The 25,932-nt window shown below is 73.7% G+C and carries 30 protein-coding genes and 1 other RNA gene; 16 read left to right on the forward strand and 15 right to left on the reverse strand.

Features of this window, described 5'->3' with window-relative positions; all coding sequences use genetic code 11:
• Positions 1-22 precede the first annotated feature (22 nt).
• From EDC57_RS11515 to EDC57_RS11525, 3 genes are all read right to left on the reverse strand, one after another.
• Positions 23-580 (reverse strand): hypothetical protein, encoded by a 558-nt coding sequence (locus EDC57_RS11515; protein ID WP_123402052.1) that lies wholly within the window; start codon positions 578-580, stop codon positions 23-25.
• A gap of 224 nt (positions 581-804) precedes the next feature.
• Complete coding sequence (locus EDC57_RS11520) at positions 805-1,824, reverse strand: NAD-dependent epimerase (RefSeq protein WP_123402053.1); 1,020 nt, start codon at positions 1,822-1,824, stop codon at positions 805-807.
• On the reverse strand, positions 1,824-3,107 hold the full coding sequence (locus tag EDC57_RS11525; protein WP_123402054.1) for a nucleotide sugar dehydrogenase: 1,284 nt from the start codon (positions 3,105-3,107) through the stop codon (positions 1,824-1,826). The genes EDC57_RS11520 and EDC57_RS11525 overlap by 1 nt, the downstream gene beginning before the upstream one ends.
• Positions 3,108-3,248: 141 nt before the next feature.
• Between EDC57_RS11525 and EDC57_RS11530 the strand changes: the two genes are divergently transcribed.
• The 3 genes from EDC57_RS11530 (at position 3,249) to EDC57_RS11540 (ending at position 4,661) form a co-directional block, all read left to right on the forward strand.
• Positions 3,249-3,566 carry a hypothetical protein gene (locus tag EDC57_RS11530; protein WP_123402055.1) on the forward strand — a complete coding sequence of 106 codons (318 nt, stop codon included), beginning with the start codon at positions 3,249-3,251 and terminating at the stop codon, positions 3,564-3,566.
• A gap of 148 nt (positions 3,567-3,714) precedes the next feature.
• The gene (locus EDC57_RS11535; protein WP_123402056.1) at positions 3,715-3,897 is read left to right on the forward strand and encodes a hypothetical protein; all 183 of its coding nucleotides are present in this window, start codon (positions 3,715-3,717) and stop codon (positions 3,895-3,897) included.
• On the forward strand, positions 3,897-4,661 hold the full coding sequence (locus EDC57_RS11540) for a S1 family peptidase (RefSeq protein WP_123402057.1): 765 nt from the start codon (positions 3,897-3,899) through the stop codon (positions 4,659-4,661). Before EDC57_RS11535 ends, EDC57_RS11540 begins: the two co-directional genes overlap by 1 nt.
• Positions 4,662-4,667: 6 nt before the next feature.
• Here the strand turns inward: EDC57_RS11540 and EDC57_RS11545 are convergent, their stop codons facing one another.
• The 5 genes from EDC57_RS11545 to galE form a co-directional block, all read right to left on the reverse strand.
• A complete protein-coding gene (locus EDC57_RS11545) occupies positions 4,668-5,057 on the reverse strand; it encodes a hypothetical protein (RefSeq protein WP_123402058.1) in 390 nt (129 codons plus the stop codon).
• A 15-nt stretch (positions 5,058-5,072) separates the two neighbouring features.
• Complete coding sequence (locus EDC57_RS11550) at positions 5,073-5,930, reverse strand: LamG domain-containing protein (RefSeq protein ID WP_123402059.1); 858 nt, start codon at positions 5,928-5,930, stop codon at positions 5,073-5,075.
• Between the two features lie 34 nt (positions 5,931-5,964).
• Positions 5,965-6,804, reverse strand: a complete 840-nt coding sequence (locus EDC57_RS11555) for a PEP-CTERM sorting domain-containing protein (protein ID WP_123402060.1) — start codon at positions 6,802-6,804, stop codon at positions 5,965-5,967.
• 289 nt (positions 6,805-7,093) lie between these two features.
• A complete protein-coding gene (locus tag EDC57_RS11560) occupies positions 7,094-7,441 on the reverse strand; it encodes a VanZ family protein (RefSeq protein ID WP_211331994.1) in 348 nt (115 codons plus the stop codon).
• On the reverse strand, positions 7,438-8,430 hold the full coding sequence (gene galE / locus EDC57_RS11565; protein WP_123402061.1) for a UDP-glucose 4-epimerase GalE: 993 nt from the start codon (positions 8,428-8,430) through the stop codon (positions 7,438-7,440). Before galE ends, EDC57_RS11560 begins: the two co-directional genes overlap by 4 nt.
• A 100-nt stretch (positions 8,431-8,530) precedes the next feature.
• Here galE and EDC57_RS11570 point away from each other — a divergent pair, with 100 nt between their 5' ends.
• Complete coding sequence (locus EDC57_RS11570; RefSeq protein ID WP_123402062.1) at positions 8,531-9,937, forward strand: mannose-1-phosphate guanylyltransferase/mannose-6-phosphate isomerase; 1,407 nt, start codon at positions 8,531-8,533, stop codon at positions 9,935-9,937.
• A 9-nt stretch (positions 9,938-9,946) separates the two neighbouring features.
• On the opposite strand, the gene EDC57_RS11575 is transcribed toward EDC57_RS11570, so the two are convergent.
• Both EDC57_RS11575 and EDC57_RS11580 read right to left on the reverse strand, forming a co-directional pair.
• Entirely contained in the window at positions 9,947-11,209 is a 1,263-nt protein-coding gene (locus EDC57_RS11575; RefSeq protein ID WP_123402063.1) for a D-amino acid dehydrogenase, read from the reverse strand.
• A gap of 22 nt (positions 11,210-11,231) precedes the next feature.
• A complete protein-coding gene (locus EDC57_RS11580) occupies positions 11,232-12,383 on the reverse strand; it encodes a S1C family serine protease (RefSeq protein ID WP_123402064.1) in 1,152 nt (383 codons plus the stop codon).
• A 53-nt stretch (positions 12,384-12,436) separates the two neighbouring features.
• On the opposite strand from EDC57_RS11580, the gene EDC57_RS11585 reads away from it, so the two are divergent.
• From EDC57_RS11585 to EDC57_RS11615, 7 genes are all read left to right on the forward strand, one after another.
• Entirely contained in the window at positions 12,437-13,195 is a 759-nt protein-coding gene (locus EDC57_RS11585) for a Nif3-like dinuclear metal center hexameric protein (RefSeq protein ID WP_123402065.1), read from the forward strand.
• A 125-nt stretch (positions 13,196-13,320) separates the two neighbouring features.
• Positions 13,321-13,914, forward strand: coding sequence for a ubiquinol-cytochrome c reductase iron-sulfur subunit (gene petA / locus EDC57_RS11590; protein ID WP_123402066.1), 594 nt, complete (start codon positions 13,321-13,323; stop codon positions 13,912-13,914).
• On the forward strand, positions 13,914-15,134 hold the full coding sequence (locus EDC57_RS11595) for a cytochrome b (RefSeq protein WP_123402067.1): 1,221 nt from the start codon (positions 13,914-13,916) through the stop codon (positions 15,132-15,134). The genes petA and EDC57_RS11595 overlap by 1 nt, the downstream gene beginning before the upstream one ends.
• Positions 15,134-15,859 carry a cytochrome c1 gene (locus EDC57_RS11600; RefSeq protein ID WP_123402068.1) on the forward strand — a complete coding sequence of 242 codons (726 nt, stop codon included), beginning with the start codon at positions 15,134-15,136 and terminating at the stop codon, positions 15,857-15,859. The genes EDC57_RS11595 and EDC57_RS11600 overlap by 1 nt, the downstream gene beginning before the upstream one ends.
• Positions 15,860-15,962: 103 nt before the next feature.
• On the forward strand, positions 15,963-16,589 hold the full coding sequence (locus EDC57_RS11605) for a glutathione S-transferase N-terminal domain-containing protein (protein WP_123402069.1): 627 nt from the start codon (positions 15,963-15,965) through the stop codon (positions 16,587-16,589).
• A 39-nt stretch (positions 16,590-16,628) separates the two neighbouring features.
• Entirely contained in the window at positions 16,629-17,048 is a 420-nt protein-coding gene (locus EDC57_RS11610) for a ClpXP protease specificity-enhancing factor (protein WP_123402070.1), read from the forward strand.
• Between the two features lie 19 nt (positions 17,049-17,067).
• Entirely contained in the window at positions 17,068-17,565 is a 498-nt protein-coding gene (locus EDC57_RS11615; RefSeq protein WP_123402071.1) for an O-acetyl-ADP-ribose deacetylase, read from the forward strand.
• Here the strand turns inward: EDC57_RS11615 and EDC57_RS11620 are convergent.
• Genes EDC57_RS11620 through EDC57_RS11635 form a run of 4 tightly spaced genes read right to left on the reverse strand, consistent with a single transcriptional unit; the run spans position 17,535 to position 21,834 of the window.
• Complete coding sequence (locus EDC57_RS11620; protein WP_425454799.1) at positions 17,535-18,956, reverse strand: FAD-binding oxidoreductase; 1,422 nt, start codon at positions 18,954-18,956, stop codon at positions 17,535-17,537. The two genes, EDC57_RS11615 and EDC57_RS11620, sit on opposite strands and share 31 nt — an antisense overlap.
• A gap of 1 nt (position 18,957) precedes the next feature.
• The gene (locus EDC57_RS11625; RefSeq protein ID WP_123402072.1) at positions 18,958-19,539 is read right to left on the reverse strand and encodes a BON domain-containing protein; all 582 of its coding nucleotides are present in this window, start codon (positions 19,537-19,539) and stop codon (positions 18,958-18,960) included.
• A 55-nt stretch (positions 19,540-19,594) separates the two neighbouring features.
• On the reverse strand, positions 19,595-19,963 hold the full coding sequence (locus EDC57_RS11630) for a YraN family protein (RefSeq protein WP_211331995.1): 369 nt from the start codon (positions 19,961-19,963) through the stop codon (positions 19,595-19,597).
• Positions 19,960-21,834 (reverse strand): penicillin-binding protein activator, encoded by a 1,875-nt coding sequence (locus EDC57_RS11635; RefSeq protein ID WP_170165136.1) that lies wholly within the window; start codon positions 21,832-21,834, stop codon positions 19,960-19,962. Before EDC57_RS11635 ends, EDC57_RS11630 begins: the two co-directional genes overlap by 4 nt.
• A gap of 73 nt (positions 21,835-21,907) precedes the next feature.
• On the opposite strand from EDC57_RS11635, the gene rsmI reads away from it, so the two are divergent.
• The gene (rsmI, locus tag EDC57_RS11640) at positions 21,908-22,747 is read left to right on the forward strand and encodes a 16S rRNA (cytidine(1402)-2'-O)-methyltransferase (RefSeq protein ID WP_123402074.1); all 840 of its coding nucleotides are present in this window, start codon (positions 21,908-21,910) and stop codon (positions 22,745-22,747) included.
• Between the two features lie 9 nt (positions 22,748-22,756).
• On the opposite strand, the gene EDC57_RS11645 is transcribed toward rsmI, so the two are convergent.
• Positions 22,757-23,497, reverse strand: a complete 741-nt coding sequence (locus tag EDC57_RS11645) for a cytochrome c biogenesis CcdA family protein (RefSeq protein ID WP_211331996.1) — start codon at positions 23,495-23,497, stop codon at positions 22,757-22,759.
• A 120-nt stretch (positions 23,498-23,617) separates the two neighbouring features.
• Here EDC57_RS11645 and rnpB point away from each other — a divergent pair.
• The 4 genes from rnpB to ftsL all read left to right on the forward strand — a co-directional run bounded on the left by rnpB (position 23,618) and on the right by ftsL (position 25,929).
• Positions 23,618-23,994, forward strand: an RNA gene (gene rnpB, locus EDC57_RS11650) — RNase P RNA component class A.
• A 272-nt stretch (positions 23,995-24,266) separates the two neighbouring features.
• On the forward strand, positions 24,267-24,722 hold the full coding sequence (gene mraZ / locus EDC57_RS11655) for a division/cell wall cluster transcriptional repressor MraZ (protein ID WP_123402075.1): 456 nt from the start codon (positions 24,267-24,269) through the stop codon (positions 24,720-24,722).
• A gap of 17 nt (positions 24,723-24,739) precedes the next feature.
• On the forward strand, positions 24,740-25,663 hold the full coding sequence (gene rsmH, locus EDC57_RS11660; protein WP_281272261.1) for a 16S rRNA (cytosine(1402)-N(4))-methyltransferase RsmH: 924 nt from the start codon (positions 24,740-24,742) through the stop codon (positions 25,661-25,663).
• Complete coding sequence (gene ftsL, locus EDC57_RS11665; protein WP_123402076.1) at positions 25,660-25,929, forward strand: cell division protein FtsL; 270 nt, start codon at positions 25,660-25,662, stop codon at positions 25,927-25,929. Before rsmH ends, ftsL begins: the two co-directional genes overlap by 4 nt.
• The last annotated feature ends 3 nt before the right edge of the window (positions 25,930-25,932 follow it).

A 25,932-nucleotide genomic window follows, 5' to 3' on the forward strand; every position in this document is an offset into this window, starting at 1 on the left:
CCCCGCGGTGCCCCCCCTGCCGTCAGGAGACCTCCAGCGCCTCGTAGAAAGCCTTGAGGTCCTCCGCGGTGCCGGTCCAGTTGCGGTAGATGTCGACGATGTCGCCGGGCGCGTAGCCGAAGCTTCCGGGGTAGAAGCGCTGGGCGTTGAGCACCGCGGCGACGGCGTGGAAGCCCAGCCTCTTGGGATCGTCCCCGCCCGTGAGCTGCAGCACCTGGAGCAGCGTGCGGTCGCCGAAGTCCACCGTCCCCGTGTCGGGGAAGGCGCGGACGGGGAAGCCGTGGCTCGGGTCGTGGAAGCGGAGCTCGGTACGGTAGGTGAGGCCGGTGCCGTGGTCCCACTCGCTGGTGTGGTTCTTCCAGTAGCCCGGAGAGAGCCCCTCGCAGGTGACGGTGGGCGCCGAGAGGTTGCCGGAGAGCTGGGCCGAGAGGGTGCAGCGGTTGCCCCACGCCGGGCGCGCGGCCACCGAGAGCAGCACCGGGGCGGCGAGCCCGGCGCCGGTCAGGCGCCGTCGCGTGCGGTCGGGCGCCGGGGCCTCGCCGCTGCGCGTCCCTGGCCTGGTGGGCTGTTCCTGATCCATGGGCCGGACCTCCTCGACCGGTGCCTTGCGGCGGGATCGATGATCAGCTTAGTTGCTCGATCGTATCGGTGCAAACGGTTCGCAAGCGCCCCGCTCGCGTCTGACACGGCTCGATGCAATTTTCGCGCCGCACGAACCGATGCGTGGGAAATCAACGGTATGCGCGTCCCCTGCGGGGGCGCAGGGGACGCCGGTGTAAAGAAATCCGACACCGCGGCGGCGGCTCAGCGGCGCACGCCGTAGAAGTCGCAGTACCAGTCCACGAAGCGCTGCACGCCCACCTCCACCGGGGTGGAGGGGGCGAAGCCGGTGTCGGCCTCGAGCTCGGTGGTGTCGGCCTGGGTGGCGGGGACGTCGCCCGGCTGCATGGGCAGCAGCTCCATTTCGGCCTTGCGCCCGAGGCAGGCCTCGAGGACGCGGATGTAGCGCATCAGCTCCACCGGACGGCCGTTGCCGATATTGTAGACGCGGTAGGGGGCGAAGCTCGTGGCCGGGTCGGGGCGGTCGCCGTCCCAGGTGGGGTCCGGGGCGGGGATGCGGTCGGCCACCCGCACCACCCCCTCCACGATGTCGTCGATGTAGGTGAAGTCGCGCACCATCCGGCCGCGGTTGTAGACCGGGATGGGGCGGCCCTCGAGGATGCCCTTGGTGAAGCGGAACAGGGCCATGTCCGGCCGTCCCCAGGGGCCGTAGACGGTGAAGAAGCGGAGCCCCGTGCACGGCAGCCCGTAGAGGTGGGCGTAGGTGTGGGCCATGAGCTCGTTGGCCTTCTTGGTGGCGGCGTAGAGGGAGAGGGGGTGGTCGACGTTGTCGTGCACGGAGAAGGGCTGGCGGGTGTTGGCGCCGTAGACCGAGCTCGAGGAGGCGAAGACGAGGTGGCCGACGCCGCCGTGGCGGCAGCCCTCGAGGATGTTGCCGAAGCCGACGAGGTTGGTGTCCACGTAGGCGTCGGGGTTCTCCAGCGAGTAGCGCACCCCGGCCTGGGCCGCGAGGTGGATGACGCAGTCGAAGCGCTCGGCGGCGAAGAGGGCGCGCATGGCGGCGCGGTCGGCGACGTCGGCGCGCACGAAGCGGAAGGCCGGGAAGGGGGCGAGGCGCGCGAGCCGCGCCTCCTTGAGCGAGACGTCGTAGTAGTCGCTGAGGTTGTCGAGGCCGACCACCTCGTCGCCGCGCTCGAGCAGGCGCAGGGCGGTGGCCGCGCCGATGAAGCCGGCCGCCCCCGTGACCAGGTAGCGCCTCGCCATCACAGCCTCCAGACGTCGAAGCCGGCGGCCTCGAGGGCGCGCCGGTCCAGCGCCGACTTGACGTCGATGAAGCTCGGGGCATCGCCCGCGAGCGCCGCGAACTCGCCGGCCGCGCGTTCGCGCAGGGCTCGGTGCGGCACCGCGAGCACGATCGCCGCCGCCGGGCGGAGCGCCTCCCAGGGGGCGAGCTCGATGCCGTACTCGGCCCGCGCCTCCGCGGGGTCGGCCACGGGGTCGTGGACCACCACCTCGGCGCCGTAGTCGGCGAGCTCCCGGACGACGTCGACGACCTTGGAGTTGCGCAGGTCCGGGCAGTCCTCCTTGAAGGTGAGGCCGAGCACCGCCACGCGCGTGCCGCGCACGCCGTGGCCGTTGCGGATCAGCCGCTTGACGGTCTGCTCCGCCACGTACTTGCCCATGCGGTCGTTGATGCGCCGCCCGGCGAGGATGATCTCCGGGTGGTGGCCGAGGGTCTGGGCCTTGTAGGTGAGGTAGTAGGGGTCGACGCCGATGCAGTGCCCGCCCACCAGACCGGGGCGGAAGGGGAGGAAGTTCCACTTCGTGGAGGCCGCCTCGAGCACCTCCAGGGTGTCGAGCCCCATGCGGTCGAAGAGCATCGCGAGCTCGTTCATGAGGGCGATGTTGAGATCGCGCTGGGTGTTCTCGATCACCTTGGCGGCCTCGGCGACGCGGATGCTGGAGGCGCGGTGGACGCCGGCCTCGACCACCTCCCCATAGAGGCGGGCGACGCGCTCGAGGGTGGCCTCGTCGTCGCCGGCCACTACCTTGACGATGGTCTCGAGGCGGTGCTCGCGGTCGCCGGGATTGATGCGCTCGGGCGAGTAGCCCACATGGAAGCCCTCCCGCCAGCGCAGTCCCGAGGCCTGCTCCAGGATGGGGACGCAGACCTCCTCGGTGCAGCCCGGGTAGACCGTGGACTCGTAGACCACCACGGCGCCGGGCCGCAGGTGCTCGCCCACGGTGCGGCTCGCCGCGCGCAGGGGGCCGAGGTCGGGGATGCGCGCCTGGTCGATGGGGGTGGGCACGGCGACGATGACGATGCCGGCCTCGCGCAGCCGCCGCGGGTCCGAGGTCAGCTCCAGGTGGCGCGCGGCGGCGAGCTCGGCGTCCGTGACCTCGCCGGTGGGGTCGTGGCCCGCGCGGTAGGTGGCCACCTTGGCCTCGTTGACGTCGTAGCCGATGGTGGGGCGGCGCTTGCCGAAGGCCACCGCCAGGGGCAGGCCCACGTAGCCGAGGCCGACGACCGCGAGCTTCTCGTCCATGCGGGAGGGCTCCTTGTGCAGAGGATGCGGCCGATGGCGCCGCAAGGGTCTATTATTGGGGCTGCGGCGGCGGGCGGGCAAACCGCCGTGCGGCAGGACCCGTCGGGGCGGGAAGGGGGGCGTCCGGGAGGATCGCGGGCAATGGCAGTGGCCGAGGAACCGCAGGGCGAGGACGGCGTGGTGATCACGCCCATGGAGTGGCTGCTGGATGACAAGCGGCCCGAGGGCTATCAGCCCACCACCGACATCCGGCTCAAGGCCGAGGCGCGCGGCGTGCGCTACCGGGAGGCAGTGCCCGAGCCCGTGCGCCGCGAGTGGTCGCTGCTGCTGCGCAAGGCCAAGACCCGCGGCCTGACCGCGCGGGAGGCCCGGCGCATCGCGCGGCTGTCGGTGAGCATCAACGAGCACCTGGAGGCGGCCATGGCCCGCCTCGGGTCGGATGGCGGCGACGCCGGCTGAGGCGGCCCCACTCCCGGCGTCGGCATGCTTTACACATCGCCGGCCGACCGCATGGGCCAGGGATGCAACGCTTTGAAATCGAAAGAGCCGATGAGTTCGGCACGGCGTGTGCATGGCCTTCCTCGCAGGGAACGCGGAGGGATGTCGCATGCTCTGGGTGGATGCCACGCAGGTGCGGATCATGGGCTCGCTGGGCTATCTGCCGCTGCCCGCGCTCTGGTTCGTGCCCGACCCCTCGGGGCGGGCGGTCAACGGCTACCTGGTCCCGCCCGCGGAGCGCCCGCGCGTGATCGCGGAGCTGCGCCGGCTCGGGGTCTACTTCCGCGCCTGATGCGGGCGGCCGGGACGCTGCTTGCCGCGGCGCTGTCCGCCGCCGCCTCCCCGGCCGCGGAGCTGCCGGACACCGTGGAGCGGGTGCGTACCGCGGTGGTGGGGGTGGGGACCTTCCTGCCCACGCGCCAGCCGCCGGCGAGCTTCCGCGGCACCGGCTTCGCGGTGGCCGACGGCCGCCACGTCCTCACCAACGCCCACGTCGTGGCCGGGCCCGTGGACGTGGAGAAGGGCGAGGCGCTGGCGGTCTTCGTCGGGCGCGGCCCCTCGGGGCGGGCCCTGCGCGTGCGCAAGGTGGCCGAGGACGCTCTGCACGACCTCGCCCTGCTGCGCATCGAGGAGGGCACGACCCGCCTGCCGGCGCTCACCCTGGGCGGCTCGCGTCCGGTGCGCGAGGGGGCGGAGTACGCCTTCACGGGCTTCCCCATCGGCACCATCCTCGGCCTCTACCCGGCGACCCACCGCGGCATCGTCTCGGCGGTGACCCCGGTGGTGATCCCGGCCGGGCGCGCGCGCGAGCTCGACCCCGTCCTCATCCGCCGCCTCCAGCGGCCCTACGAGGTCTACCAGCTCGACGCCACCGCCTACCCCGGCAACAGCGGCAGCCCCCTCTACGAGCCCGACACCGGCCGGGTGGTGGGCATCGTCAACAAGGTCTTCGTCCAGGGGACGAAGGAGGCGGCGCTGGAGCGGCCGAGCGGGATCAGCTACGCGGTGCCCATCGAGCACGCCGTCGCGCTGCTGCGCCGCGCGGGGCTGCGCTGAGCCGCCTCACTGCAGGGCGCGGGCGAGGTCACCCGAGAAGACCACGGCGACGATGTGGGCCATGACCGCGAGCAGGAACACGAGCAGGGTCCTCCCGGTGAGGCGGTGGCGCAGCGCGGCGAGGGCGACCCACCCGTAGGTGAGGAGGAACAGGCTGCGCAGGCCCAGGAGGGCGTACCAGGCGGCCGTGCCGCGGTGCACGGTGACCGGGGCGCCCCGGCGCGGCGGCTGCCGCTCCGGCCGGTTGGCGGGGACGGCCATGTGGTCGATCCAGACCGGGGCGCGGACGAAGCGGACGAGATCCACCGCCGAGACCAGGGGCAGGGCGAGGAGCACGGCCGTGACCAGCGCCGCCCCGGCGCGCCCGCCCCGGCCGGACCGCCCCGCTCCGCCCATGGGCCCGCTCCAGCCTCACCGCCCGGAGGTCGGTGCGGTCCCCGCGCCGCCGGGACGTCGGGGGCGGGCCCTGCGCCGCCCGGCGGCGGCGATCAGCGCGCCGGTGACGAGCAGCGCCAGGCTCGCGGGCTCCGGCACCGAGGCGGTGGCGGGGCCGTCCGCGGCGAGCCGCCGCACCGCCTCGGCGTCGAGGGCGACATCGTAGATGGCGAGATCGTCGATGGCGCCCCGCCACCAGTCCCAGGCCCAGCTCGACTTCCGCCCGATGTTGGCGCTGCCCGCAAACTCCGGCACCACGGCGAGGGGGTTGGACGCCACCAGCATGCCGTCGACATAGAGGCGTGCCCCGTCCGCCGGGTCGCCCACGGCGGCGATGTGATACCAGCGCCCCGCCTCCAGGGGGTCCGGCGTGCTCACGCGTGCAGGTGAGCCGCCGACGCCGCCGTAGTCGAAGGAGAGGGTCCGTGCGGTGCCCGTGCCCCACGTGAAGAGGGTGTAGCCGTGGTGGTCGTTGTAGCTCAGGATGCGCGGATTCCAGGAGCCCCCCACCTCGAACCGGATCCACACCGAGAGGGTCAGCGGGCCCGTGATCTGCAGCGCGGACGGGCTGCCGAGATCGATGTAGCCCCCGGCGTCGAAGGCGAGCGCCGCCCAGGGGGTGCCGTCGTGGCCCGCGGTGGCGGTGACGCTGCCGTGGATGGTGCCGTCGAGCCCGTTGCCGCTCGCGTCCGCGGCGTCGCCGTCGAGGGGATACCAGGCGACGGGGACGGCGGCGGGGATGGCGTGGGTGGCGCCGCTCGCGGCCAGCGCGAGGGCCGCGGCGAGGAGGCGCAGACGGCGGCGGTGCCGGGCGAGGTGGGCAGGTCTCGTCATCTTCCCTCTCCTGTTCCTGGGATGGCGGCCGGTATCAACCGGCGGCGGCGCGCCGTCGCGCCGCGATGACGGCAAGCCCCGGCACAAGCAGCGCCAGGCTCGCGGGCTCCGGCACCGAGGCGGTGGCGGGGCGGCTCAGGTCATCGATGCGCAGGTTGTCGAGCGCCCAGGGCTCGTCGTAGTAGTTGAGCCCGCACCAGAAGACCGTGCACTGGTCGCCCGCCGCGGGCGTGGTCTGCCCGAGGAACTCCAGCACGAGGTCACCGCCGCCGTGGGTGAAGTCGAAGAGCATGGAATAGCGGTAGTTGGCGACCCGCGCCCCGGCCGGCGAGCCGGCGAAGGGGGTGATGTCGAGGACGTTGAAGCCGCTGTTGCCCGTCGCGGGCGTGTTGTCCACCGTGTTGCGGGCGAGCGGGGTGAGGGGCGAATAGCCCTGGTGCTGGTTGCTGCCCGGGTTGTTGGAGAAGGTGGCGTCGACGAAGGGCGTGCCGTTGACGCTGAAGCGGAAGAAGTCCGGCTGGCAGCAGCCGCCATGGCCGTCCCAGCTCAGGATCAGGAACAGGTCGAAGGAGACCTCGTAGTGGCCGGGCGCGAGCCCCGGGAGGGTGAAGGTCACGGGCCCGGTGGCGCCCCAGGACAGGCCGGCGACGCTCCCGGACTTGGTGGGGAAGACGCCGAGGACGGTCTCGCCGTTGTTGTCCGTGGTGCGGGTGGTGTGGCTCCACCCGCTCATGTCGGGCGCACCCTCGAAGTCGTTGACGTAGACCGGTGCCGCCTGGGCCGTGGCGGCGAGCAGCGCGCCGGCGACGGCGCAGCCGGCGGCGAGGGCGCGGACGAGGGCCGGGACTTCCCGGAACCGTTGGATGGTCGACATGGCGAATGCTCCCTGATCGTGGGCCATGCCGTCCCGGCAAGCAAGCATCATGCCATCAAAAACGTGATCTTTTGCATCAATACATTAGGCTGTTGACAAGACCCTATCGCCCGTCAGGTGTAAAAAAATCTGACACCGGCGGCGGGTGGGGTCCGGGTGTGCGCCGCCGTGCGCCTTGCGACGGGTCCGGTGGCGCGCCGGCCGGGCTCGCGCTGGTCGCAGGGGCGGTCGGCGGGGACCGGGGCGGGCGTCCGCCGGGGGGGGGCGGCGCCGTGGGTGTCGGAATTCTTTACAGGCCCCGGCGACGCCGCAGGGCCAGCGCCGCGGCGAGGGCGCCAACGGCGTCGAGGACGGCGTCGAGGAGGGAGGCCGAGCGGCCCGGGACCGCCGCCTGGTGCAGCTCGTCGAGCCCGCCCCAGGCGGCGGCGAGGGCGGCGGCGATCCAGGCCGCGGCCGGGCGCGGGGTGAGCGCCCGCCACCACAGCCAGGCGAGGGCGGCGTAGAGGGGCGGGTGGAGCAGGTTCTGCAGGCCCGGCGCGACGGCGCCCACGACCGGGGTGTCGGGCGTGCCCGGCACCGACGACAGGGCGAGGATCGCCGCCATCAGCGCGAGCGGCGGCCAGAGCCTTGCGTTCACCGCGCCCCCTGCGCGAGCCGGCGCTCCCAGGCGAGGGCGCTGGCGACGATGGTGTCGAGGTCGTCGTGGCGCGGCCGCCAGTCGAGGACTTCCCGGATGCGCTCGGCGCGGGCGATCAGCATGGGGGGGTCGCCGGGGCGGCGCGGGGCCTCGCGCACGGGCAGCGGGGCGCCGTGGGCGCGCTCCACCGCGGCGATGACCTCGCGCACGCTGTAGCCGCGCCCGTAGCCGCAGTTGAGGGTGAGCGAGGCGCCGCCGGCGCGGAGGTGGTCCAGCGCCCGCAAGTGGGCGTCGGCGAGGTCGGTGACGTGGATGTAGTCGCGCACGCCGGTGCCGTCGGGCGTGGGGTAGTCGGTGCCGAAGACGGCGAGCTCCGGCCGTCGGCCCAGGGCCACCTCGCAGGCGACCTTGATGAGCAGCGTCGCCTCCGGGGTGGACTGGCCGATGCGCCCCGCGGGGTCGCAGCCGGCGACGTTGAAGTAGCGCAGCGTCACGTGCCGCAGCGCCCCGGTGGCGGCGAGGTCGCGCAGCATCCACTCGCTCATGAGCTTGGAGCTGCCGTAGGGGTTGATGGGGGCGGTGGGGGTGTCCTCGTCGGCGATGCCGCCCTCGGGGACGCCGTAGACCGCGGCGGTGGAGGAGAAGACGAAGTGGCGCACCCCCTGGGCGGCGCAGGCCTCGAGCAGGCTGCGCGTGGCGCAGGTGTTCTCACGGTAGTACTTGAGCGGGTCGGCCACCGATTCGGGGACCACGGTGCGGGCGGCGAAGTGCATGACGGTGTCGATGCCGTGGGTGCGAAGCAGGCGGCGCACGAGGGCGCCGTCGCCGACGTCGCCCACCACCAGCTCGCCGTGCAGGACCGCGTCGGCGCGCCCGGTGGAGAGGTCGTCGAGGACCACCACCCGCTCGCCGCGCTCGCCGAGCGCCAGCACCACGTGACTTCCGATGTAGCCGGCCCCGCCGGTGACCAGGATCGTGCCCCGTGCCATCGTGCCCTCCCTCGGCCCGTTCCCGAGCGGGCCAGTCTAGCAGGGCTGCGCCGGGCGCGGGCCCTATAATCGGCCGCAGGCACAGGGAAGGAGAGCGATCGTGACCGAGATCGTGCCGGTGATTCTCTCGGGCGGGGCGGGCAGCCGCCTGTGGCCGCTCTCGCGCGAGCTGCACCCCAAGCAGTTCCTGCCCCTCGTGGGCGAGCGCAGCATGCTGCAGGAGACGGCGCTGCGGCTCGGGGAGACGGGGGCGGCGCCGCTGGTGGTGTGCAACGAGGCCCATCGCTTCATGGTGGCCGAGCAGCTGCGCGAGGTGGCGGTGCGGCCGCGGGCGGTGGTGCTGGAGCCGGCGGGGCGCAACACCGCCCCCGCGGTGGCGCTGGCGGCCCTGGCGGCGCAGGAGGGCGGCGCCGATCCGCTCCTGCTGGTGCTGCCCTCGGATCACCTGGTGCGGGATGCGGCGGCGCTGCGCGCGGCGGTGGAGGCGGGGGCTGCACACGCCGCGGCGGGGGCGCTGGTCACCTTCGGCATCGTGCCGGACGCGGCCGAGACCGGCTACGGCTACATCCGCGCCGGCGCGCCGCTCGACGGCGGCGCCTTCCGCGTCGCGCGCTTCGTCGAGAAGCCCGACCGCGCCACCGCCGAGCGCTTCCTCGCCGAGGGGGGCTACTACTGGAACAGCGGCATGTTCCTGTTCCGCGCCGGGCGCTATCTGGAGGAGCTGGCGCGCCATGCACCGGCGATCCTCGAGGCCTGCCGGGGGGCGTGGGCGGGACGCGCGGAGGACGCCGACTTCGTGCGCCCGGACCGCGGCGCCTTCGAGGCCTGCCCGTCGGATTCGGTGGACTATGCGGTCATGGAGCGCACCGAGGCCGCGGTGGTCCAGCCGCTGGATGCGGGCTGGAGCGACGTCGGCTCGTGGTCGGCGCTGTGGCAGGCGCGCGAGCAGGACGAGGCGGGCAACGTCGTCCTCGGCGACGTCCTCGCCGAGGACGTGCGCGGCTCCTACCTGCACGCCACCAGCCGCATCGTCGCCGCGGTCGGGCTCGAGGGCCACGTGGTGGTGGAGACCGCCGACGCGGTGCTGGTGGCGCCCAGGGAGCGGGTCCAGGACGTCAAGGCGCTGGTCGCCCGCCTCAAGGCGGAGGGACGCGAGGAGGCGCTCCTGCACCGGCGCGTCTACCGCCCCTGGGGCAGCTACGAGACGGTGGACCGGGCCGAGCGCTTCCAGGTCAAGCGGATCACGGTGAACCCCGGCGCGAGCCTGTCGCTGCAGATGCACCACCACCGGGCCGAGCACTGGGTCGTGGTGCGCGGCACGGCGCGGGTGACCCGCGGCGAGGAGAGCTTCCTCCTCACGGAGAACCAGTCCACCTACATCCCGGTGGGGGTGCGCCACCGCCTCGAGAACCCGGGCAAGATCCCGCTGGAGCTGATCGAGGTGCAGTCCGGGCCCTATCTGGGCGAGGACGACATCGTCCGCTTCGAGGACCGCTACGGGCGCTGACCGCGGCCCTCAGCCGAAGCGGGCGAGGGCGTAGTCGGCGGGGTCGAGGTGCGGAGTGCGGCCGGTGACGAGATCGGCCACGAGGCGGCCCGCGCCCCAGGCCAATGTCCAGCCCAGGTGGCCGGTCCCGGTGCAGAGGAAGAGCCCCTCCACCGGGGTCGGCCCGAGGATCGGTACGCCGTCGCAGCTCATGGGGCGAAGGCCCGCCCACTCGGCGATCTCGGCGCTGCGCAGGTGCGGTGCGAAGGTGGGCAGGAGCTCCTCCACGAGGCGCCTGAGCATGGCGATGCGTCCGGGGCGGACGGTGGTGTCCCAGCCCGTGAACTCGGCGGTGCCGGCGACGCGCAGGCGCCGTCCGAGAGGCGTGATCGCCAGGTGCAGGTCGTCGTCCACCACCGGCAGGTGCAGCTCCTCCTTCCAGTCGCCGCAGGGGACGGTGATGGAATAGCCCTTGACCGGGCGGATGGGCAGGTCGAGGCCGAGGCGGCGCGCGAGCAGGGGGCTGTAGCTGCCGGCGGCGAGGACGAAGGCGTCGGCCTCCACCGGACCCTCCGTGGTCTGCACCGCGGCGAGGCGGCGGCCGCGGCGGACAAGGCCCGTGACCTCGACCCCGAAGCGGAAGACGACGCCGGCCCGGGCGGCGTGCTCGGCCACCTGGCGGCAGGCGAGGTGGGCGTCGCCGGACTCGTCGCCGGGGTAGTGGATGCCGCCGACGAGGCGCGCGCGCACCGGCGCCAGCGTCGGCTCCACCTCCAGCACGCCGTCGACGTCGAGCACGCGCGAGACGACCCCGTGCTCCTCGAGGAAGCGCGCCAGCTCCACCATGTGGCGCATGGCCTCGTGGCTGCGGAAGACCTTGAGGGTGCCGAGGGTGCGCTGATCGTAGGCGAGCCCGAGCTCGTCGCGCAGGCGGCGCAGGGTCGCGAGGCTGTAGTTGGCGAGACGGGCGTTGCGGGCGGTGTTGCGCAGGTAGCGCTCGGGTGTGGAGTTGGCGAGGAAGCGCAGGCCCCAGCCGAGCATCGACGGCAGCGCCTGCGGGCGCAGCAGCATCGGTGAGTCCTCGCGCCCGAGCCAGCGCAGCACCTTCCAGAAGACGCCGGGGGCGTTCCAAGGGTCGGCCATGCTGGGGGTGAGCATGCCCGCGTTGGCGAAGCTGGTCTCCAGCGCCGCCCCCTCGCGCCGCTCGAGCACGGTCACCTCCGCCCCCGCGCGGCGCAGGAACCAGGCGGCGGCCACCCCGAGCAGCCCGCTGCCGACGACCACGACCCGCATCGCGATCCGACCTCCCTCGCTGCTAGCGGCCCGGCAGGCGCGCCGGGCGCTGCCCGACCGGGGCTTCCAGCGCGAGGCGCCGGCCCTGCCGCAGGATCTCCACGCGCACGGTCTCCCCGGGGCGGCGCCGCGCGATGCGCTCGAGCAGGTCGTCCGGGGTCGCCAGGGGCGCGCCGTCGATGGCGAGGAGCACGTCGCCGGGCTCGATGCCCCCGCGGTCGGCGGGCCCGCCCCGCAGCACCCCCGCCACCAGCACCCCGCGGCCGGGCTCGGCGCCCAGGGACTCGGCCAGCGCCGGCGTCAGCTCCTGGATCTCCACCCCGAGCCAGCCGCGCACCACGCGGCCGTGGCGGATGATCTGCTCGAGCACCTCGGCGGCGAGGTCCACCGGGATGGCGAAGCCGATGCCCTGGGAGCCGCCCGAGCGCGAGAAAATGGCGGTGTTGATGCCCACGAGGGTGCCGCGGGCGTCGACGAGGGCGCCGCCGGAGTTGCCCGGGTTGATGGCGGCGTCGGTCTGGATGAAGTTCTCGAAGGTGTTGAGCCCGAGGCGCTTGCGGCCGGTGGCGCTGACGATGCCCTGGGTCACGGTCTGGCCGACGCCGAAGGGGTTGCCGATGGCGAGGACGACGTCACCCACGCGCAGGTGTCCCGAGTCGCCGAGGACGATCGCCGGCAGCCGCTCGAGATCGACGCGCAGCACGGCGAGGTCGGTGTCGGGGTCGGTGCCGACGACGCGGGCCTCGGCGGTGCGTCCGTCGGCGAGCGCGACCTGGATCTCGTCGGCGCCCTCGATGACGTGGTTGTTGGTGAGGATGTAGCCCTGGGGGCTGACGATGACGCCGGAGCCGAGGCTGTTCTGCACCCGCCGGCGCGGCATGCGCTCGAGCTCGTCGCCGAAGAAGAAGCGCAGCACCGGGTCCTCGGCGAGGGGGCTCGGGCGCTGGGTCACGACGCGCGCGGTGTAGACGTTGACCACGGCGGGGGCGGCGCGCGCCACGGCGTCGGCGTAGGAGGCCGGGGCGGGCGCGGCGGCCTGCGGGGGCGCGCTGCGCGTGATCCGCACCTCCCGCTGCGGCAGCAGATCCGGGCGCAGCGCGAGCACGACGGCGGCGGCCGCGGCGAAGAGCACCGCGAGGCGCAGCCCCGGGGGAATCCATTTGCGGGTGCCCATGGCGCCGACTAAGCTAGCACGCCGCCCATCCTGCCGCCACGGAGGTGTTCCGCATGGTGGATCTGCGCGCCCTGGTGGCCTATCTCGACACGCTGCTGGAGTGCGGGCGCATCCAGGACTACGCGCCCAACGGGCTGCAGGTGGAGGGCCGGGCGCGGGTCGGTCGGCTGGTGACCGGGGTGAGCGCGAGCCTCGCCCTGCTGGAGGCGGCGCGCGAGGCGGGTGCCGACGCCGTGCTCGTCCACCACGGCTACTTCTGGCGCGGCGAATCGCCCTGCGTGACGGGGATGCGGCGGGCGCGCCTGGCGCTGCTGCTGGAGGCGCAGATGAGCCTCCTCGCCTACCACCTGCCCCTGGACGCCCACCCCAAGCTCGGCAACAACGCCGCCCTCGGCCGCATCCTCGGGCTGCCCCAGGACGGACGCTTCGCCCCCGGGGAGGGGCCGGAGATCGTCTTCTGGGGCGAGCTCCCCGAGCCGCTGCCCCTGGCGGAGCTGGCCCGGCGGGTGGCGACGCGGCTCGGGCGCGATCCGCTCGTGGTCGCGGGCGGCGAGCATCCGGTGCGGCGCATCGCCTGGTGCAGCGGGGCCGCCCAGGGCTATCTCGAGGCGGTGGCCGCGCGCGGCTTCGACGCCTACCTCAGCGGCGAGATCTCGGAGCCCACCTTCCACGCCGCGCGGGAGCTCGGCGTGCACTACCTCGCCGCCGGCCACCACGCCACCGAGCGCTACGGGGTGCGGACGCTGGGCGAGCACCTGGCGCAGCATTTCGGCATCGAGCACCGCCACGTGGAGATCGACAACCCGGTCTGAGCCGGGCGCTTGACCGGGGGGGGACGCTTCCCCATAATGCGGTCCCGATTTTTTCCCTGAAACAAAACGTTATCCGTCCATAAGGGGCTGTCGGGGCGGCCCCGGAAAATCGGCGGGAGGGCATCATGGGCAACAACGGTACGGACGTCGGGAGGCGGCGCTTCCTGACCGCGGCGACCTCGGTGGTCGGCGGGGTCGGTGCGGCCTTCGCCATCGTCCCCTTCGTGGCCTCGCTCAAGCCCAGCGCGCGTGCGCAGGCCTTGGGCGCGCCGGTGGAGGTGGACATCTCGAAGCTGGAGCCGGGCCAGCGCATGATCGTGGAGTGGCGCGGCAAGCCGGTCTGGATCGTGCGGCGCACGAAGGAGATGCTGGAGGCGCTGCCGACCCTCGACGACCAGCTGCGCGACCCCGAATCCAAGGAGCCGCAGCAGCCGCCCTACGCGCGTAACCTCTACCGCTCCATCAAGCCCGAGATCCTGGTCCTGGTGGGCATCTGCACGCACCTGGGCTGTTCGCCCCTGTACCGCCCGGAGGTCGCCCCCGAGGACCTCGGCCCCGAGTGGAAGGGGGGCTTCTTCTGCCCCTGCCACGGCTCGCGCTTCGATCTCGCGGGTCGCGTCTTCAAGGGGGTGCCGGCGCCGCTCAACCTCGTGGTGCCGCCGCACAAGTACCTCGCCGACAACCGCATCATCGTCGGTGTTGACCAGGAGGCCGCGTGATGGCGAGCGCAAAGAGCAGGTTCATGGAGTGGGTGGATGCGCGCTTCCCGGCCACCGAGCTCTGGGAGGGCCACCTCTCCAAGTACTACGCGCCCAAGAACTTCAACTTCTGGTACTTCTTCGGGTCGCTGGCGCTGCTGGTGCTGGTCAACCAGATCGTGACCGGCATCTTCCTCGCCACCGCCTACAAGCCGGACGCCAACCTCGCCTTCGCGTCGGTGGAATACATCATGCGCGACGTCGAGTGGGGGTGGCTCCTGCGCTACATGCACTCGACCGGGGCGTCGGCGTTCTTCGTCGTCGTCTATCTGCACATGTTCCGCGGACTCATGTACGGCTCCTACCGCAGCCCGCGGGAGCTGGTGTGGCTGATCGGGATGCTCATCTACCTGGGCCTGATGGCCGAGGCCTTCTTCGGCTATCTCCTGCCCTGGGGGCAGATGTCCTACTGGGGCGCGCAGGTGATCACGTCGCTGTTCGGCGCCATCCCGGTGATCGGGCCCGGTCTTGCGGAGTGGATCCGCGGTGACTTCGTCATCTCCGATGCGACCCTGAACCGCTTCTTCTCGTTCCACATCATCCTGGTCCCGATCCTGCTGCTGGGGCTGGTGGTGGTCCACATCATGGCCCTGCACCACGTGGGCTCCAACAACCCCGACGGGATCGAGATCAAGAAGAACAAGGACGAGAACGGCGTGCCGCTGGACGGGATCCCCTTCCACCCCTACTACACGGTGAAGGACATCATGGGGGCGGTGGCCTTCATGTTCCTGTTCGCGGTGGTGGTGTTCTACTTCCCGGAGATGGGCGGCAAGTTCCTGGAATATCCGAACTTCGAGCCGGCCAACCCGCTCAAGACCCCGGAGCACATCGCCCCCGTGTGGTACTTCACGCCCTACTACGCGATCCTGCGGGCGATCCCCGACAAGTTCCTCGGGGTCGTGGCGATGGGGGCGGCGGTGCTGATCTTCATGGCGCTGCCCTGGCTCGACCGCAGCCCGGTCAAGTCGATCCGCTACAAGGGGCCGCTGTTCAAGCTGGCGCTGGCGCTGTTCGCGGTGGCCTTCCTCATCCTCGGCTACCTGGGCATGCTGCCGCCGACGCCGGCGCGGACCCTCGTCGCGCGCATCTGCACCGTGATCTACTTCGCCTTCTTTGTGCTGATGCCGCTCTACAGCAAGATCGACAAGACCAAGCCGGTTCCGGAGAGGGTGACGTGATGAGGAAGATCGTTGCAATCCTGCTGCTGGCCTGGCTGCCGGGCCTGGCGGCGGCGTCCGAGGGGGGGCACCTCAAGGAGGTCGACATCGACCTCGCCGACAAGGAATCGCTGCGGCGTGGGGCGAGGCTGTTCGTCGACTACTGCCTGAGCTGCCACGGGGCCTCCTTCCACCGCTGGAACCGCATGGGGAAGGACCTCGGCATCGACGAGGAGACCCTGAAGACGGAGTACCTGCGCGGCGCCGAGAAGGTGGGCCAGCTCATGGCCGTCAACGTCGACCCCAAGCAGGCCGCCAAGTGGTTCGGCACCACGCCGCCGGACCTCACCCTGGTGGCGCGCTCGCGGGGTGTGGACTGGCTCTACACCTATCTCACCTCGTTCTATGCCGACGAGAAGCGCCCGTGGGGGGTCAACAACGCCCTCTTCAAGGACGTCGCCATGCCGTGGGTGATGGCGGATCTGCAGGGGCTGCAGCGGGCCGTGTTCACCAAGAACGCCGAGGGGCAGACGGTGATCGAGCGGCTCGAGCCCGGCACCCCGGGGAAGATGAGCCCCGAGGAGTTCGACCGCGCCGTCCGCGACCTCGTGGCCTTCATGGCGTATCTGGGCGAGCCCATGCAGCTCGAGCGGCAGCGCCTCGGCTTCTGGGTCCTGCTCTACCTCGCGGTGCTCTTCGTCCTGAGCTACCTGCTCAAGAAGGAGTACTGGAAGGACGTGCACTGAGCGCGTCCGCTGCGGGATGCGGGCGCGGGAGGCCGTCCGGGCCTCCCGCGCCCCGTTGCGTTACGATCATCGCCTGGACACAGCCTGCAAGGGGGGGGCAGACATGGCGCTGGCCGCGACCCGCCGCACGGTGATGACGCTGTTCTCGGACCCGCTCGATCCCTACAGCCACCAGACCCGCATCGTGCTGGCGGAGAAGGGGATCCAGGGGGAGGTGGAGTACGTCGCCCCGGGTGCGTTCCCCGAGGATCTGCTGGAGCTGAATCCGTACCAGAGCCTGCCGACGCTGCTCGACCGCGACCTGGTGCTCTACAACGCGCGGGTCATCATGGAGTACCTGGACGAGCGCTTTCCGCATCCGCCGCTGATGCCCATCGATCCGGTGGCGAGGGCGCGCATCCGTCTCGGCATGTTCCGCATCGAGCACGACTGGTACCGGCTGATCCGCCTCATCGAGGGCGAGGACGCGACGCGCGCGGACAAGGCCCGCAGGCTGCTGCGCGACAGCCTCACGGCGAGCGCCGAGCTCTTCGAGCTCAAGCCCTTCTTCCTCAACGAGGAACTCACCCTCGCCGACTGCTGCCTGATGCCGCTGCTGTGGCGGCTGCCGGCCTGGGGGGTGGAGCTGCCGCGGGAGGCGCGCCCCGTGATCGCCTATGCCGAGCGCATGTTCGCCCGCGATGCCTTCCGGGAGAGCCTGTCCGAGGCGGAGCGGGAGCTGCGGGGCTGACGGGTCGCCGGCCGGCTATACTGGGGTCGAGGTGATGCCATGACGCCGAGTCGCCCCTATCTGATCCGCGCCCTCTACCAGTGGATCGTGGACAACGGGCTGACGCCGCACCTGGTGGTCGACTGTACGCGGCCGGGGGTGGAGGTGCCCGAGCGCTACGTCCAGGACGGGCGCATCGTCCTCAACGTCGCGCCGCGCGCCGTCCAGGGCCTGGTGCTGGGCAACGACGAGATCCGCTTCCAGGCCCGCTTCGCCGGCGCGCCCTACGCGGTGGCCGCGCCGGTGGCGGCGGTGATGGCCATCTACGCGCGCGAGAACGGGCGCGGCATGATGTTCACGGACGACGACCTCGCCGCCGAGGAGGCCGATACCCCGGCGGCGAAGGACGAGGCCGGCGATGCCCACGGGGCGCGCCCCCAGGGCGGAGGGGGTCGGCCGCACCTGCGGGTGATCAAGTAGCGGCGCGCGGGGGGCGGGGGTGATCGAGGTCGTCGAGGGCGACATCACCCGGCTCGAGGTGGACGCCATCGTCAACGCCGCCAACGAGACCCTGCTCGGCGGCGGCGGTGTGGACGGCGCCATCCACCGTGCCGCGGGTCCGGAGCTTCGCGCCCACTGCGCCCGCCTCGGCGGCTGCCCCACCGGGCAGGCCCGCATCACCCCGGGCTTCCGGCTGCCGGCGCGGTGGATCATCCACACCGTGGGCCCGGTCTGGCGCGGCGGCGACCGCGGCGAGGACGCCCTCCTCGAGTCCTGCTACCGCGAGAGCTTCCGCCTCGCCCGCGAGCACGGGGTGCGCAGCATCGCTTTCCCCGCCATCAGCACCGGGGCCTACGGCTTCCCCAAGGAGCGCGCGGCGCGCATCGCCCTCGGCGTCATGCGCGCGCACGAACCCCACTTCGAGCGCATCATCGCCTGCTGCTTCGGCGCCGAGGACGCCGCCCTCTACCGGCGGCTCCTCGCGGAAGCCTCCTGATCCGGCGGCGGGAAGACCTTGCCCGGGTTCAGGATCCCGAAGGGGTCGAACTGCGCCTTGATGGCGTGGGAGAGGGCGATGACGTGCGCGTCGAGCTCGCGCCCGACGAAGGGCTGCTTCTCGAGGCCGACCCCGTGCTCGCCCGAGAGGGTGCCGTCGAGGCGCAGCACGAGGTCGAAGACCTCGGCCAGGCAGGCGCGGGCCCGCGCCATCTCGTCGGCGTCGTCCGGGTCGGCGAGGAGGTTGACGTGGATGTTGCCGTTGCCGGCGTGGCCGAAGTTGACGATGCGGATGCGGTGGCGGCGGGCAAGGGCCCCGAGGCCCTCGATCAGCGCGGGCAGGCGCGAGACCGGGACCGCCACGTCCTCGTTGATCTTCTTCGGCGCGATCTGGCGCAGCGCCGGAGAGAGCGCCTTGCGCGCCGCCCACAGCGCCGCCACCTCCGTCGCATCCCGCGCCCGCCTCAGATCCACCAGCCCCTCCACCGAGGCGGCGCGGGCCACGGCCTCGGCGGCGTGGTCGATGCCGTGGGCGGGCCCGTCCACCTCGATCATGAGCATCGCCCCCGCCCCGGCCGGCAGGTCCGCCTCGGGGCGCTCGCGCACCAGCGCGATGGCGTTGCCGTCCATGAACTCGAGCGCGCAGGGGGTGACGGGCTGGGCCATCACCGAGGCCACCGCCCGTGCCGCGGCGCCGACGTCGGTGTAGACGGCGCGCAGGGTGGCGGTGGCCTCGGGCAGCGGCACCAGGCGCAGCGTCGCCTCGGTGATCACCGCCAGCGTCCCCTCGGAGCCCACGAGGAGCCGCGTGAGGTCGTATCCCACCACGCCCTTGGTGGTGCGCACGCCGGTGCGGAAGGCCCGGCCGGTGCCGTCCACGGCGCGCAGGCCGAGGGTGTTCTCGCGGCAGGTCCCGTACTTCACCGCGCGCGGTCCCGCCGAGTTGTAGGCGAGGTTGCCGCCGACGGTGCAGAAGGCGGCGCTGGTGGGATCGGGCGGCCAGAAGAAGCCGTGGGCCGCGGCCGCCTCCTGCACCTCGGCGTTGGTGGCGCCGGGCTGGGCGACGAGGAGGCGGTCGTCGGGCTCCACGGCGAGGATGCGCGCCATGCGCTCGGTGCTGAGCACCACCCCGCCCGGGGTCGGCACCGCGGCGCCGGTGGTGCCGGTGCCGCGGCCCCGCGCCACGAGGGGGATGCGGTGCTCGGCGCACAGGCGCACCACCCCCGCCACCTCCTCCTCCGAGGCCGGGAAGACCACGGCCCCCGGGGCGGCATGGCGGCGGCTGTTGTCGTAGCCGTAGGGCCAGCAGTCGGCGGGCGCGGCGCGCACCGCGGCGGCGCCCACGACCCCCTCGAGGGCGGCGAGGAAGCGCTCGCCGATCCCGCCCGCCACGTCAGTCCAGGTACTCGAAGACGCGGACGATGCGGGCCACGCCGTCGACGCCGCGGGCCCGCGCCACCACCGCGTCGGCCTCGCGCCGGTAGAGCAGCCCCATGAGGTAGACGGTCCCGTTCTCGGTCACCACCTTGACGCGGGTGGGGTCGAAGCCGGGCAGATCCTCGATGCCCACCAGCGCGGCCTTGACGCGGCCGGTGACGAGGGCGTCGCGGGAGCGGCGGCCGAGGGTCGTGGGGGTGGCGACGGCGATCTCGTTGCGCACCGCGCGCACCTTGGGGTGGCGCCTGGCGATGGCCTCGGCGCGGGCGCGAAGCGCCGGCGTCGGGGCCTCGCCGGTGAGGAGGACGATGCGGTTGTAGCTGGTCACGGAGACGTGGGCGCGGGCCTTGATCTCGCCGTCCCCGGCAAGCCACGAGGCCACCTTGAGCTCGATGGCCTGGTCGTCGAGCACGGCCTCTGCGGTGCGCCGGTCGTGCACCACCGCGACCCCGGTTGCGGCGCCCCCGACCACGAGCGGGGCGCAGCCCGCGGCGAGGAGCGGTGCGAGCAGGAGGGAGGCGAGCGCGATCCGGTTCATGGGTGGACTTCCCTGGATGCGAAGGATGGCGCCATGGTAGCCCAGGGCGGGGCCGCTAGCAGCGGAAGGCGTCGCGGATCCATCGGCAGGCGAGGCCGCCGGCCGAGGGCTCGACCGCGACCACGTCGAAGCGCGCGGGCCGGCGGGCAAGCTCCGGATGCCCGGCGAGGAAGTGCCGCGCCGCCTCGGCGATGCGCCGCTGCTTGCGCGCATCGACGCTCTCCAGGGCCGAGCCGTAGTCGCTGCGCCGGCGCAGCCGCACCTCGACGAAGACCACCACCTCGCCCTCCGCCATGACGAGGTCGATTTCGCCGGCGCGGCACCGATGGTTGCGGGCGATCAGGCGCAGGCCATGGCCGCGCAGGTGGGCGAGGGCGGCCTCCTCGCCCATGCGCCCGCGCCCGGCGGCATCGCCGCCCCTCATGGCGCCGCGGCCGCCGCGCCGACGCCCTCGATGCGGGGCGTCCAGCCCAGCGGCTGCGGGCGCCCCTCCTCGAAGCGCGCCCAGTAGAGGCGACGGTGCAGGCGGCGGTCGGGGTCGGCGGTGAGGATTCCTGTCAGCCCCGTAAGACCCGCGTCGGGCCCCTGCCCGAGCCATTCCAGCAGGGGCAGGGCCTGCCAGGCGTCGTAGCCGAGGGCGTAGAGCCGCCCGTAGACCGTGATCCCCTGCGGAAAGAGCCCCTCGAGCTCCCGCCGCAGGGCCGAGCCCGACTCGTCCGGCGCGAGCAGCCACGGGATGTCGGCGAAGCGTACTCCGTCCAGGTCGCGGTCGGCGCGGGGGTCGGGCCGGCCGGTGAAGATCGCGGAGGTGGCGTAGACGGCGAGGCGGCCGCCGCCGAGGAAGCGGATCTGCGGCAGGATGAGCCGCGCCGCGGTCGAGTCGGCGGCGAGGAAGAGGACCTCGGCGTCGGCCCGCGCCCTCGGCTCGAAGCGCACGCCCGTGCCGAGGATCGCCTCCAGCGCCCGCCGCCGCGCCTTGCTCTCGTCGATGTCCAGCAGCCGCTCCAGCACCGGGCGATGGTCGGTGCCGCGCGGGTCGTAGCGGGCCTCGTCGAGGAGTTCGCCGCCGAGGGTCTCCCAGCGCGTGCGGAAGGCGGTGACGAGACGGTCGCCCCAGCGGCTCGCCGGGGCGAGCACGAGGGCGCGGACGGCCCCGTCGGCGCGCGCCCGCTCCGCCGCCTGCGCCGCCTCGTCCTCGGGCAGCAGCCCGAGCTGGTGGAGCCGCGGCGGCGGCGGTGTGCCGCCGTCGTCGTAGTTGAGGGCGAGCACCCGAAGCGGCAGCGCCGGGCGCAGCGCGAGCGCCCGCACCGCATCCTTGGCGAGGGGCCCGATGACGGCCTCGGCGCCCTCGCGCACCGCCTCCTCGACGGCGGCGCCCGCCTCCGCGCCGTCGCGGGTGTCGAGGATCACGAGCCGCGGCCGTTCCTGAGGGGGCGTGCGCAGGTAGGCGGCCAGCACCCCGTCGCGCACCGCCCGCCCGGCGGCGGCGAGCCGTCCGCTCAGGGGCAGCAGCAGGGCCACGGTGCGCGGCCGCAGGGGCTCGACCCGCATCCGCGCGGCGACGCCCTCCATGAGCTGCGGCCGCGCCGGATGGTCCGGATGGCGCTGCCGCCAGGCCGCCATGGCGCGGTCGAAGTCGCCGGGCAGCCGGGGGCTGCGGGCGATGCGGGCAAGCCCCGCCCATCCCGCCAGCGGCCGTTCCCCCCCGGCCTCGAGGCGGGCGAGGGCGTCGTCGCCGAGTTCCGTGAGGTGGCGCAGGATCGCGCGCTGGTTCTCCAGCACCGCCTCCCCCTCCTCCAGCAGGGGCTCGAGGGCGATGCGGGCCCGCGCCGCCTCGAGGGCGTTGCCGAGGGCCGCGAAGGCCTGGGCGCGCAGGCGGTGGAGGCGGCGCCGCAGCGCGGGCGCGGCGTCGGGCGCCGCATCCGGCAGCCGCAGCAGGGCCTCGGCGGCGACGCCGCGGGCAAGGGCGTGCTCGGCGAGCAGGATGGCGGCCTCGAGGGCCACTTCCGGCGAGGCGGAGGAGAGGTCCAGGGGCGCGAGCAGGGCCGCCGCCTCGTCGTCGCGTCCCGCGGCCCCAAGCAGCCGCGCCGCCTCCAGGCGCAGCCGCACCGCCTCGCCCGGCGCGGCCTCGCCCGCCGCCTGCAGCAGCGCCCGCACGGCGGCGTCCACCTCCGGTGCCGCGGCGGGGGGGGACGGCGCCGGGACCGTCGGCGGCTTGACCGGCGCGGTGCAGCTTGCGAGAGTGAGGGCCGCCGCCGCGACGAGGCAGCGCCACCCGGGCCGGCGCGGAGCCATGGTCCTTCCAGCGAGCATGGGCGAGGCCGGATGATAGCGCGGCGGCCCCGCCCGCGACCACCGAGGCCACAGCGTGACCGGCACCCTCTACGTCGTCGCCACCCCCATCGGCAACCTCGGCGACCTCAGCCCCCGCGCGCGCGAGACCCTGGCCGGGGCGGAGCTGGTCGCGGCCGAGGACACCCGCCGCACCGGCGCCCTGCTCGCCGCCTGCGGGCTGCGCCGGCCCCTGGTGTCGCTGCACGAGCACAACGAGGCGGCGCGGGTGGAGGCGCTGCTGGGGCGGCTGCGGGAGGGGGCGGCGGTGGCCCTGGTGAGCGACGCCGGGACGCCCCTGGTGAGCGACCCCGGCTACCGGCTGGTGCGGGCGGCGCGCGGGGCCGGCATCCCGGTGGTGGCGGTGCCGGGGCCGAGCGCGGTGACGGCGGCCCTGAGCGTCGCCGGCCTGCCCACGGACCGCTTCTGCTTCGAGGGCTTCCTGCCGGCCCGCAGGCAGGCCCGGCGCGCGCGCATCGAGGCCTTGCGGGCGGAGCCGCGCACCGTCGTCCTCTTCGAGTCGGCGCACCGCATCACGGACACCCTCGCCGATCTCGCCGAGATCCTCGGCGGCGGGCGCGAGGCCGCCCACGCGCGCGAGCTCACCAAGCGCCACGAGGAGGTGCGCCTCGCCCCCCTGGAGGTGCTCGCCGAGGAGGCGGCGGCGCGGCCCGAGCGCAGGCTGGGGGAGCACGTGCTGGTGATCGCGGGGGCGGCCGGGGAGGCCCGGGAGGAGGCGGAGCTGCGGCGCGTGCTCGCGGTGCTGCTGGAGGAGCTGCCGCCGGCGCAGGCGGCGCGCCTTGCGGCCCGGCTCACGGGGCGGCCGCGGCCGGAGGCCTACGCCATCGCCCAGGCACTCGCGGCGCGGCGCGGCTGAGGGCCCGGCTCAGCCGATCTCGGCAAGCCAGGGGAAGACCGTCAGCAGCCAGAAGGCGAAGCGGCTGAGCAGCCCCGTCATCATGGCGATGCCGAAGACGACCAGGATCCAGCCGGCGATCTTGTGCAGCGTCGGGGCGAAGCGCCGGACCGAGCGCGCATGGTGCAGGAAGCGGTCGGTGAAGAGCGCCGCGAGCAGGAAGGGCACGCCGAGCCCGGCCGAGTAGATCGCCAGCAGCGCCATCCCGGTGGCGGTCTGCTCGGCGGTGGCGCTCACGGTCAGGATCGCGCCCAGGATGGGGCCGATGCAGGGCGTCCAGCCGAAGGCGAAGGCCATCCCCAGCAGGTAGGAGGCGAGCGGGTGCGCACCGCCGATGGTGCGGTGGATGCGCACGTCGCGCTCGAGCCAGGGGATGCGCACCAGCCCCGTCATGAAGAGCCCGAAGAGGGTGACGATGGCGCCGCCGACGAGGTTGGTCTCGTAGCGGTAGCGGGCGAGGAGCTGGCCCACCGCGGTGGCGCTCGCCCCGAGGGCGACGAAGACGGTGGAGAAGCCGAGCACGAAGAGGAGGGCCATCAGCAGCGTGGCCAGGCGCGCCCTGCGCTCCATCTCGCCGGTGAGGTCCTCGACGCTGCGCCCGGCGACGTAGGAGAGGTAGCCCGGCACCAGGGGAAGGACGCAGGGCGAGAGGAACGAGATCAGTCCCGCGAGGAAGGCCGAGGCGATGCCGATGCCCGAGATCTCCACCATGGCGCGATTCTGCCCGCCTCCGACGGGCCTGGCAACCGGCCCGAAGGGGTGGGGCGGGGAGGGGGGCGAGGATCCCCGGCCGCTTGCCTCTCCCCCGGCGGCCGGCTAGATTGGGCCGAGGGAGCCGGCCAGGCAGCCGCCGCGCCCCGCGGCGGGCGCGGAGGAAAGTCCGGGCTCCACAGGGCAGGGTGCCAGGTAACGCCTGGGCGGCGCGAGCCGACGGAAAGTGCCACAGAAAACAGACCGCCGATGGCCGGCCCCGTGCCGGCACAGGCAAGGGTGAAAAGGTGCGGTAAGAGCGCACCGCGCGGGTGGTAACACTCCGCGGCAGGGCAAACCCCACCCGGAGCAAGACCAAATAGGGGGGCATGCGGCCGAGCGCCGCGGCGCGTGGCCCGCGCGCAGCCCCCGGGTAGGTCGCTCGAGGCGTGCGGCGACGCACGTCCCAGATGAATGGCTGCCCACGACAGAACCCGGCTTATCGGCCGGCTCCCCCCTTTCTCCCACCCGCGGCCGCAGTGCTGCCGCCGCGGGTGAGGCACCTGCCGCTTCTCCAGAAGGCATCTCACCTTTCCTTCCCAACCCTTTGATCCCGAAAGGGAACATGGGCGCCACCGAGCCGCCGCTAAGCCTCTGAACCAAAAGGCCGAAATGGCCTCCCCGCGGGGGGGCGTTTCCTTGACAAGTGGGAAAGGCGCTACCTATAGTGTGGCGAGGTGGGGGGATGTGGGGAGAAGTGGGAGGGATCCCGGCCAAGGGGGGGGCGGCCTTGTTCCGCGGGATCAACGCGCTGAACCTCGACGCCAAGGGGCGTCTGGCGATCCCGGCGCGCTATCGCGAGCAGCTTCGCGAGCGGGGCGAGGATCAGCTCGTGGTCACCATCGATCCCAACCTCGGCTGCCTCTTCCTCTACCCCTACGGCGACTGGGTCGAGCTCGAGCGCGAGATCATGCGCATGCCGAGCCTCCAGCCCATGGTGCGCAAGCTGCAGCTGATCCTGGTGGGGCACGCCACCGAGTGCGAGCTCGACCGCCAGGGGCGGATCCTGGTGCCGCCGCTGCTGCGCAGCGCCGCGGCGCTGGACAAGCGGGTCGTGCTCATCGGGCAGGGCAAGAAGCTGGAGCTTTGGGACGAGTCGAAGTGGAACGAGACGTCGTCGCAGTGGCTGTCCGAGGGGCTCGGCTCGCCGGAGCTCGGCGCGGCCCTGTCGCAGCTCGCCCTCTGAGGGTGGGGGGCGGGGTCGTGGCGCACGTCCCGGTGATGCCGGCGGAGGTGCTCGAGTCGCTGGCGGTGCGCCCGCAGGGCTGCTACGTGGACGCCACCTACGGGCGCGGCGGCCACGCGGCGGCGATCCTGGCGCAGCTGGGGCCGGAGGGGCGGCTGGTGGTGATGGACCGCGATCCGGAGGCGGTGGCCCACGCCCGCAGGCATCTCGGCGGCGATCCCCGGGTGTGGGTGCTGCACGGCAGCTTCGCCCGCCTCGGCGAGCTGCTCGCCGAGGCGGGTGTCGCCGGCGGCGTCGACGGCCTCCTCATGGACCTCGGCGTCTCCTCGCCCCAGCTCGACGACCCCGCCCGCGGCTTCAGCTTCCTGCGCGACGGGCCGCTGGACATGCGCATGGACCCGGACGAGGGGGAGAGCGCGGCGGCGTGGCTGGCGCGCGCCGGCGAGCGCGAGATCGCGCAGGTGCTGCGCGACTACGGCGAGGAGCGCTACGCGCGACGCATCGCGCGGGCCATCTGCGCCGCCCGCGCCGAGGGCCCGATCCGCACCACCGGCCGCCTCGCGGCGGTGGTGGCGGCGGCGGTGCCGACGCGGGAGCCGGGCCGGCACCCGGCGACGCGCACCTTCCAGGCCCTGCGCATCCGGGTCAACGGCGAGCTCGAGGCCCTCGAGGCCGCGCTGCCCCAGGCCGTGGAGGCGCTCGCCCCCGGCGGGCGGCTGGCGGTGATCGCCTTCCACTCCCTCGAGGACCGGATCGTCAAGCGCTTCCTGCGGCGGGAGGCGCGGGGCGGCGACGGGCCCCCGGACCTGCCGCTGCCGGCGTCGGCGATGCGGCCGCGGCTGCGGCTGCTGGGGCGGGCGCGCCGTCCGGGCGCCGCCGAGGTGGAGGCCAATCCGCGCGCCCGCAGCGCCGTGCTGCGGGTGGCCGAGCGGCTGCCGTGAGGGGCGCGGCGTTGCCGGTGGTGATCCTGGCGGCGGCGGTGGCGGCGAGCGCCCTCGCGGTGGTGTGGTCGCGGCACGAGTCGCGGCGGCTCTTCGCCGAGCTTCAGGGCCTCGAGCAGCGGCGCGACGCGCTGCAGGTGGAGTGGGGCCGGCTCCAGATCGAGCAGGCGACCTGGGCCGCGGACGGGCGGATCGAGACCATCGCGTCCGGGCGCCTCGGGATGCGGCTGCCGGCCCCGGATGAGATCGTGATCGTGCGGCCATGAGCG

This window comes from Inmirania thermothiophila, from assembly GCF_003751635.1.
Lineage (GTDB): Bacteria > Pseudomonadota > Gammaproteobacteria > DSM-100275 > DSM-100275 > Inmirania > Inmirania thermothiophila.

What these genes read in the sequence shown, in the direction of transcription:
- EDC57_RS11515 (WP_123402052.1), bottom strand. Translation starts at nt 580, where the DNA reads ATGGATCAGGAACAGCCCACCAGGCCAGGGACGCGCAGCGGCGAGGCC.
- EDC57_RS11520 (WP_123402053.1), bottom strand. Translation starts at nt 1,824, where the DNA reads ATGGCGAGGCGCTACCTGGTCACGGGGGCGGCCGGCTTCATCGGCGCG.
- EDC57_RS11525 (WP_123402054.1), bottom strand. Translation starts at nt 3,107, where the DNA reads ATGGACGAGAAGCTCGCGGTCGTCGGCCTCGGCTACGTGGGCCTGCCC.
- EDC57_RS11530 (WP_123402055.1), top strand. Translation starts at nt 3,249, where the DNA reads ATGGCAGTGGCCGAGGAACCGCAGGGCGAGGACGGCGTGGTGATCACG.
- EDC57_RS11535 (WP_123402056.1), top strand. Translation starts at nt 3,715, where the DNA reads ATGCTCTGGGTGGATGCCACGCAGGTGCGGATCATGGGCTCGCTGGGC.
- EDC57_RS11540 (WP_123402057.1), top strand. Translation starts at nt 3,897, where the DNA reads ATGCGGGCGGCCGGGACGCTGCTTGCCGCGGCGCTGTCCGCCGCCGCC.
- EDC57_RS11545 (WP_123402058.1), bottom strand. Translation starts at nt 5,057, where the DNA reads ATGGGCGGAGCGGGGCGGTCCGGCCGGGGCGGGCGCGCCGGGGCGGCG.
- EDC57_RS11550 (WP_123402059.1), bottom strand. Translation starts at nt 5,930, where the DNA reads ATGACGAGACCTGCCCACCTCGCCCGGCACCGCCGCCGTCTGCGCCTC.
- EDC57_RS11555 (WP_123402060.1), bottom strand. Translation starts at nt 6,804, where the DNA reads ATGTCGACCATCCAACGGTTCCGGGAAGTCCCGGCCCTCGTCCGCGCC.
- galE (WP_123402061.1), bottom strand. Translation starts at nt 8,430, where the DNA reads ATGGCACGGGGCACGATCCTGGTCACCGGCGGGGCCGGCTACATCGGA.
- EDC57_RS11575 (WP_123402063.1), bottom strand. Translation starts at nt 11,209, where the DNA reads ATGCGGGTCGTGGTCGTCGGCAGCGGGCTGCTCGGGGTGGCCGCCGCC.
- EDC57_RS11580 (WP_123402064.1), bottom strand. Translation starts at nt 12,383, where the DNA reads ATGGGCACCCGCAAATGGATTCCCCCGGGGCTGCGCCTCGCGGTGCTC.
- EDC57_RS11585 (WP_123402065.1), top strand. Translation starts at nt 12,437, where the DNA reads ATGGTGGATCTGCGCGCCCTGGTGGCCTATCTCGACACGCTGCTGGAG.
- petA (WP_123402066.1), top strand. Translation starts at nt 13,321, where the DNA reads ATGGGCAACAACGGTACGGACGTCGGGAGGCGGCGCTTCCTGACCGCG.
- EDC57_RS11595 (WP_123402067.1), top strand. Translation starts at nt 13,914, where the DNA reads ATGGCGAGCGCAAAGAGCAGGTTCATGGAGTGGGTGGATGCGCGCTTC.
- EDC57_RS11600 (WP_123402068.1), top strand. Translation starts at nt 15,134, where the DNA reads ATGAGGAAGATCGTTGCAATCCTGCTGCTGGCCTGGCTGCCGGGCCTG.
- EDC57_RS11605 (WP_123402069.1), top strand. Translation starts at nt 15,963, where the DNA reads ATGGCGCTGGCCGCGACCCGCCGCACGGTGATGACGCTGTTCTCGGAC.
- EDC57_RS11610 (WP_123402070.1), top strand. Translation starts at nt 16,629, where the DNA reads ATGACGCCGAGTCGCCCCTATCTGATCCGCGCCCTCTACCAGTGGATC.
- EDC57_RS11625 (WP_123402072.1), bottom strand. Translation starts at nt 19,539, where the DNA reads ATGAACCGGATCGCGCTCGCCTCCCTCCTGCTCGCACCGCTCCTCGCC.
- EDC57_RS11630 (WP_211331995.1), bottom strand. Translation starts at nt 19,963, where the DNA reads ATGAGGGGCGGCGATGCCGCCGGGCGCGGGCGCATGGGCGAGGAGGCC.
- EDC57_RS11635 (WP_170165136.1), bottom strand. Translation starts at nt 21,834, where the DNA reads ATGGCTCCGCGCCGGCCCGGGTGGCGCTGCCTCGTCGCGGCGGCGGCC.
- EDC57_RS11645 (WP_211331996.1), bottom strand. Translation starts at nt 23,497, where the DNA reads ATGGTGGAGATCTCGGGCATCGGCATCGCCTCGGCCTTCCTCGCGGGA.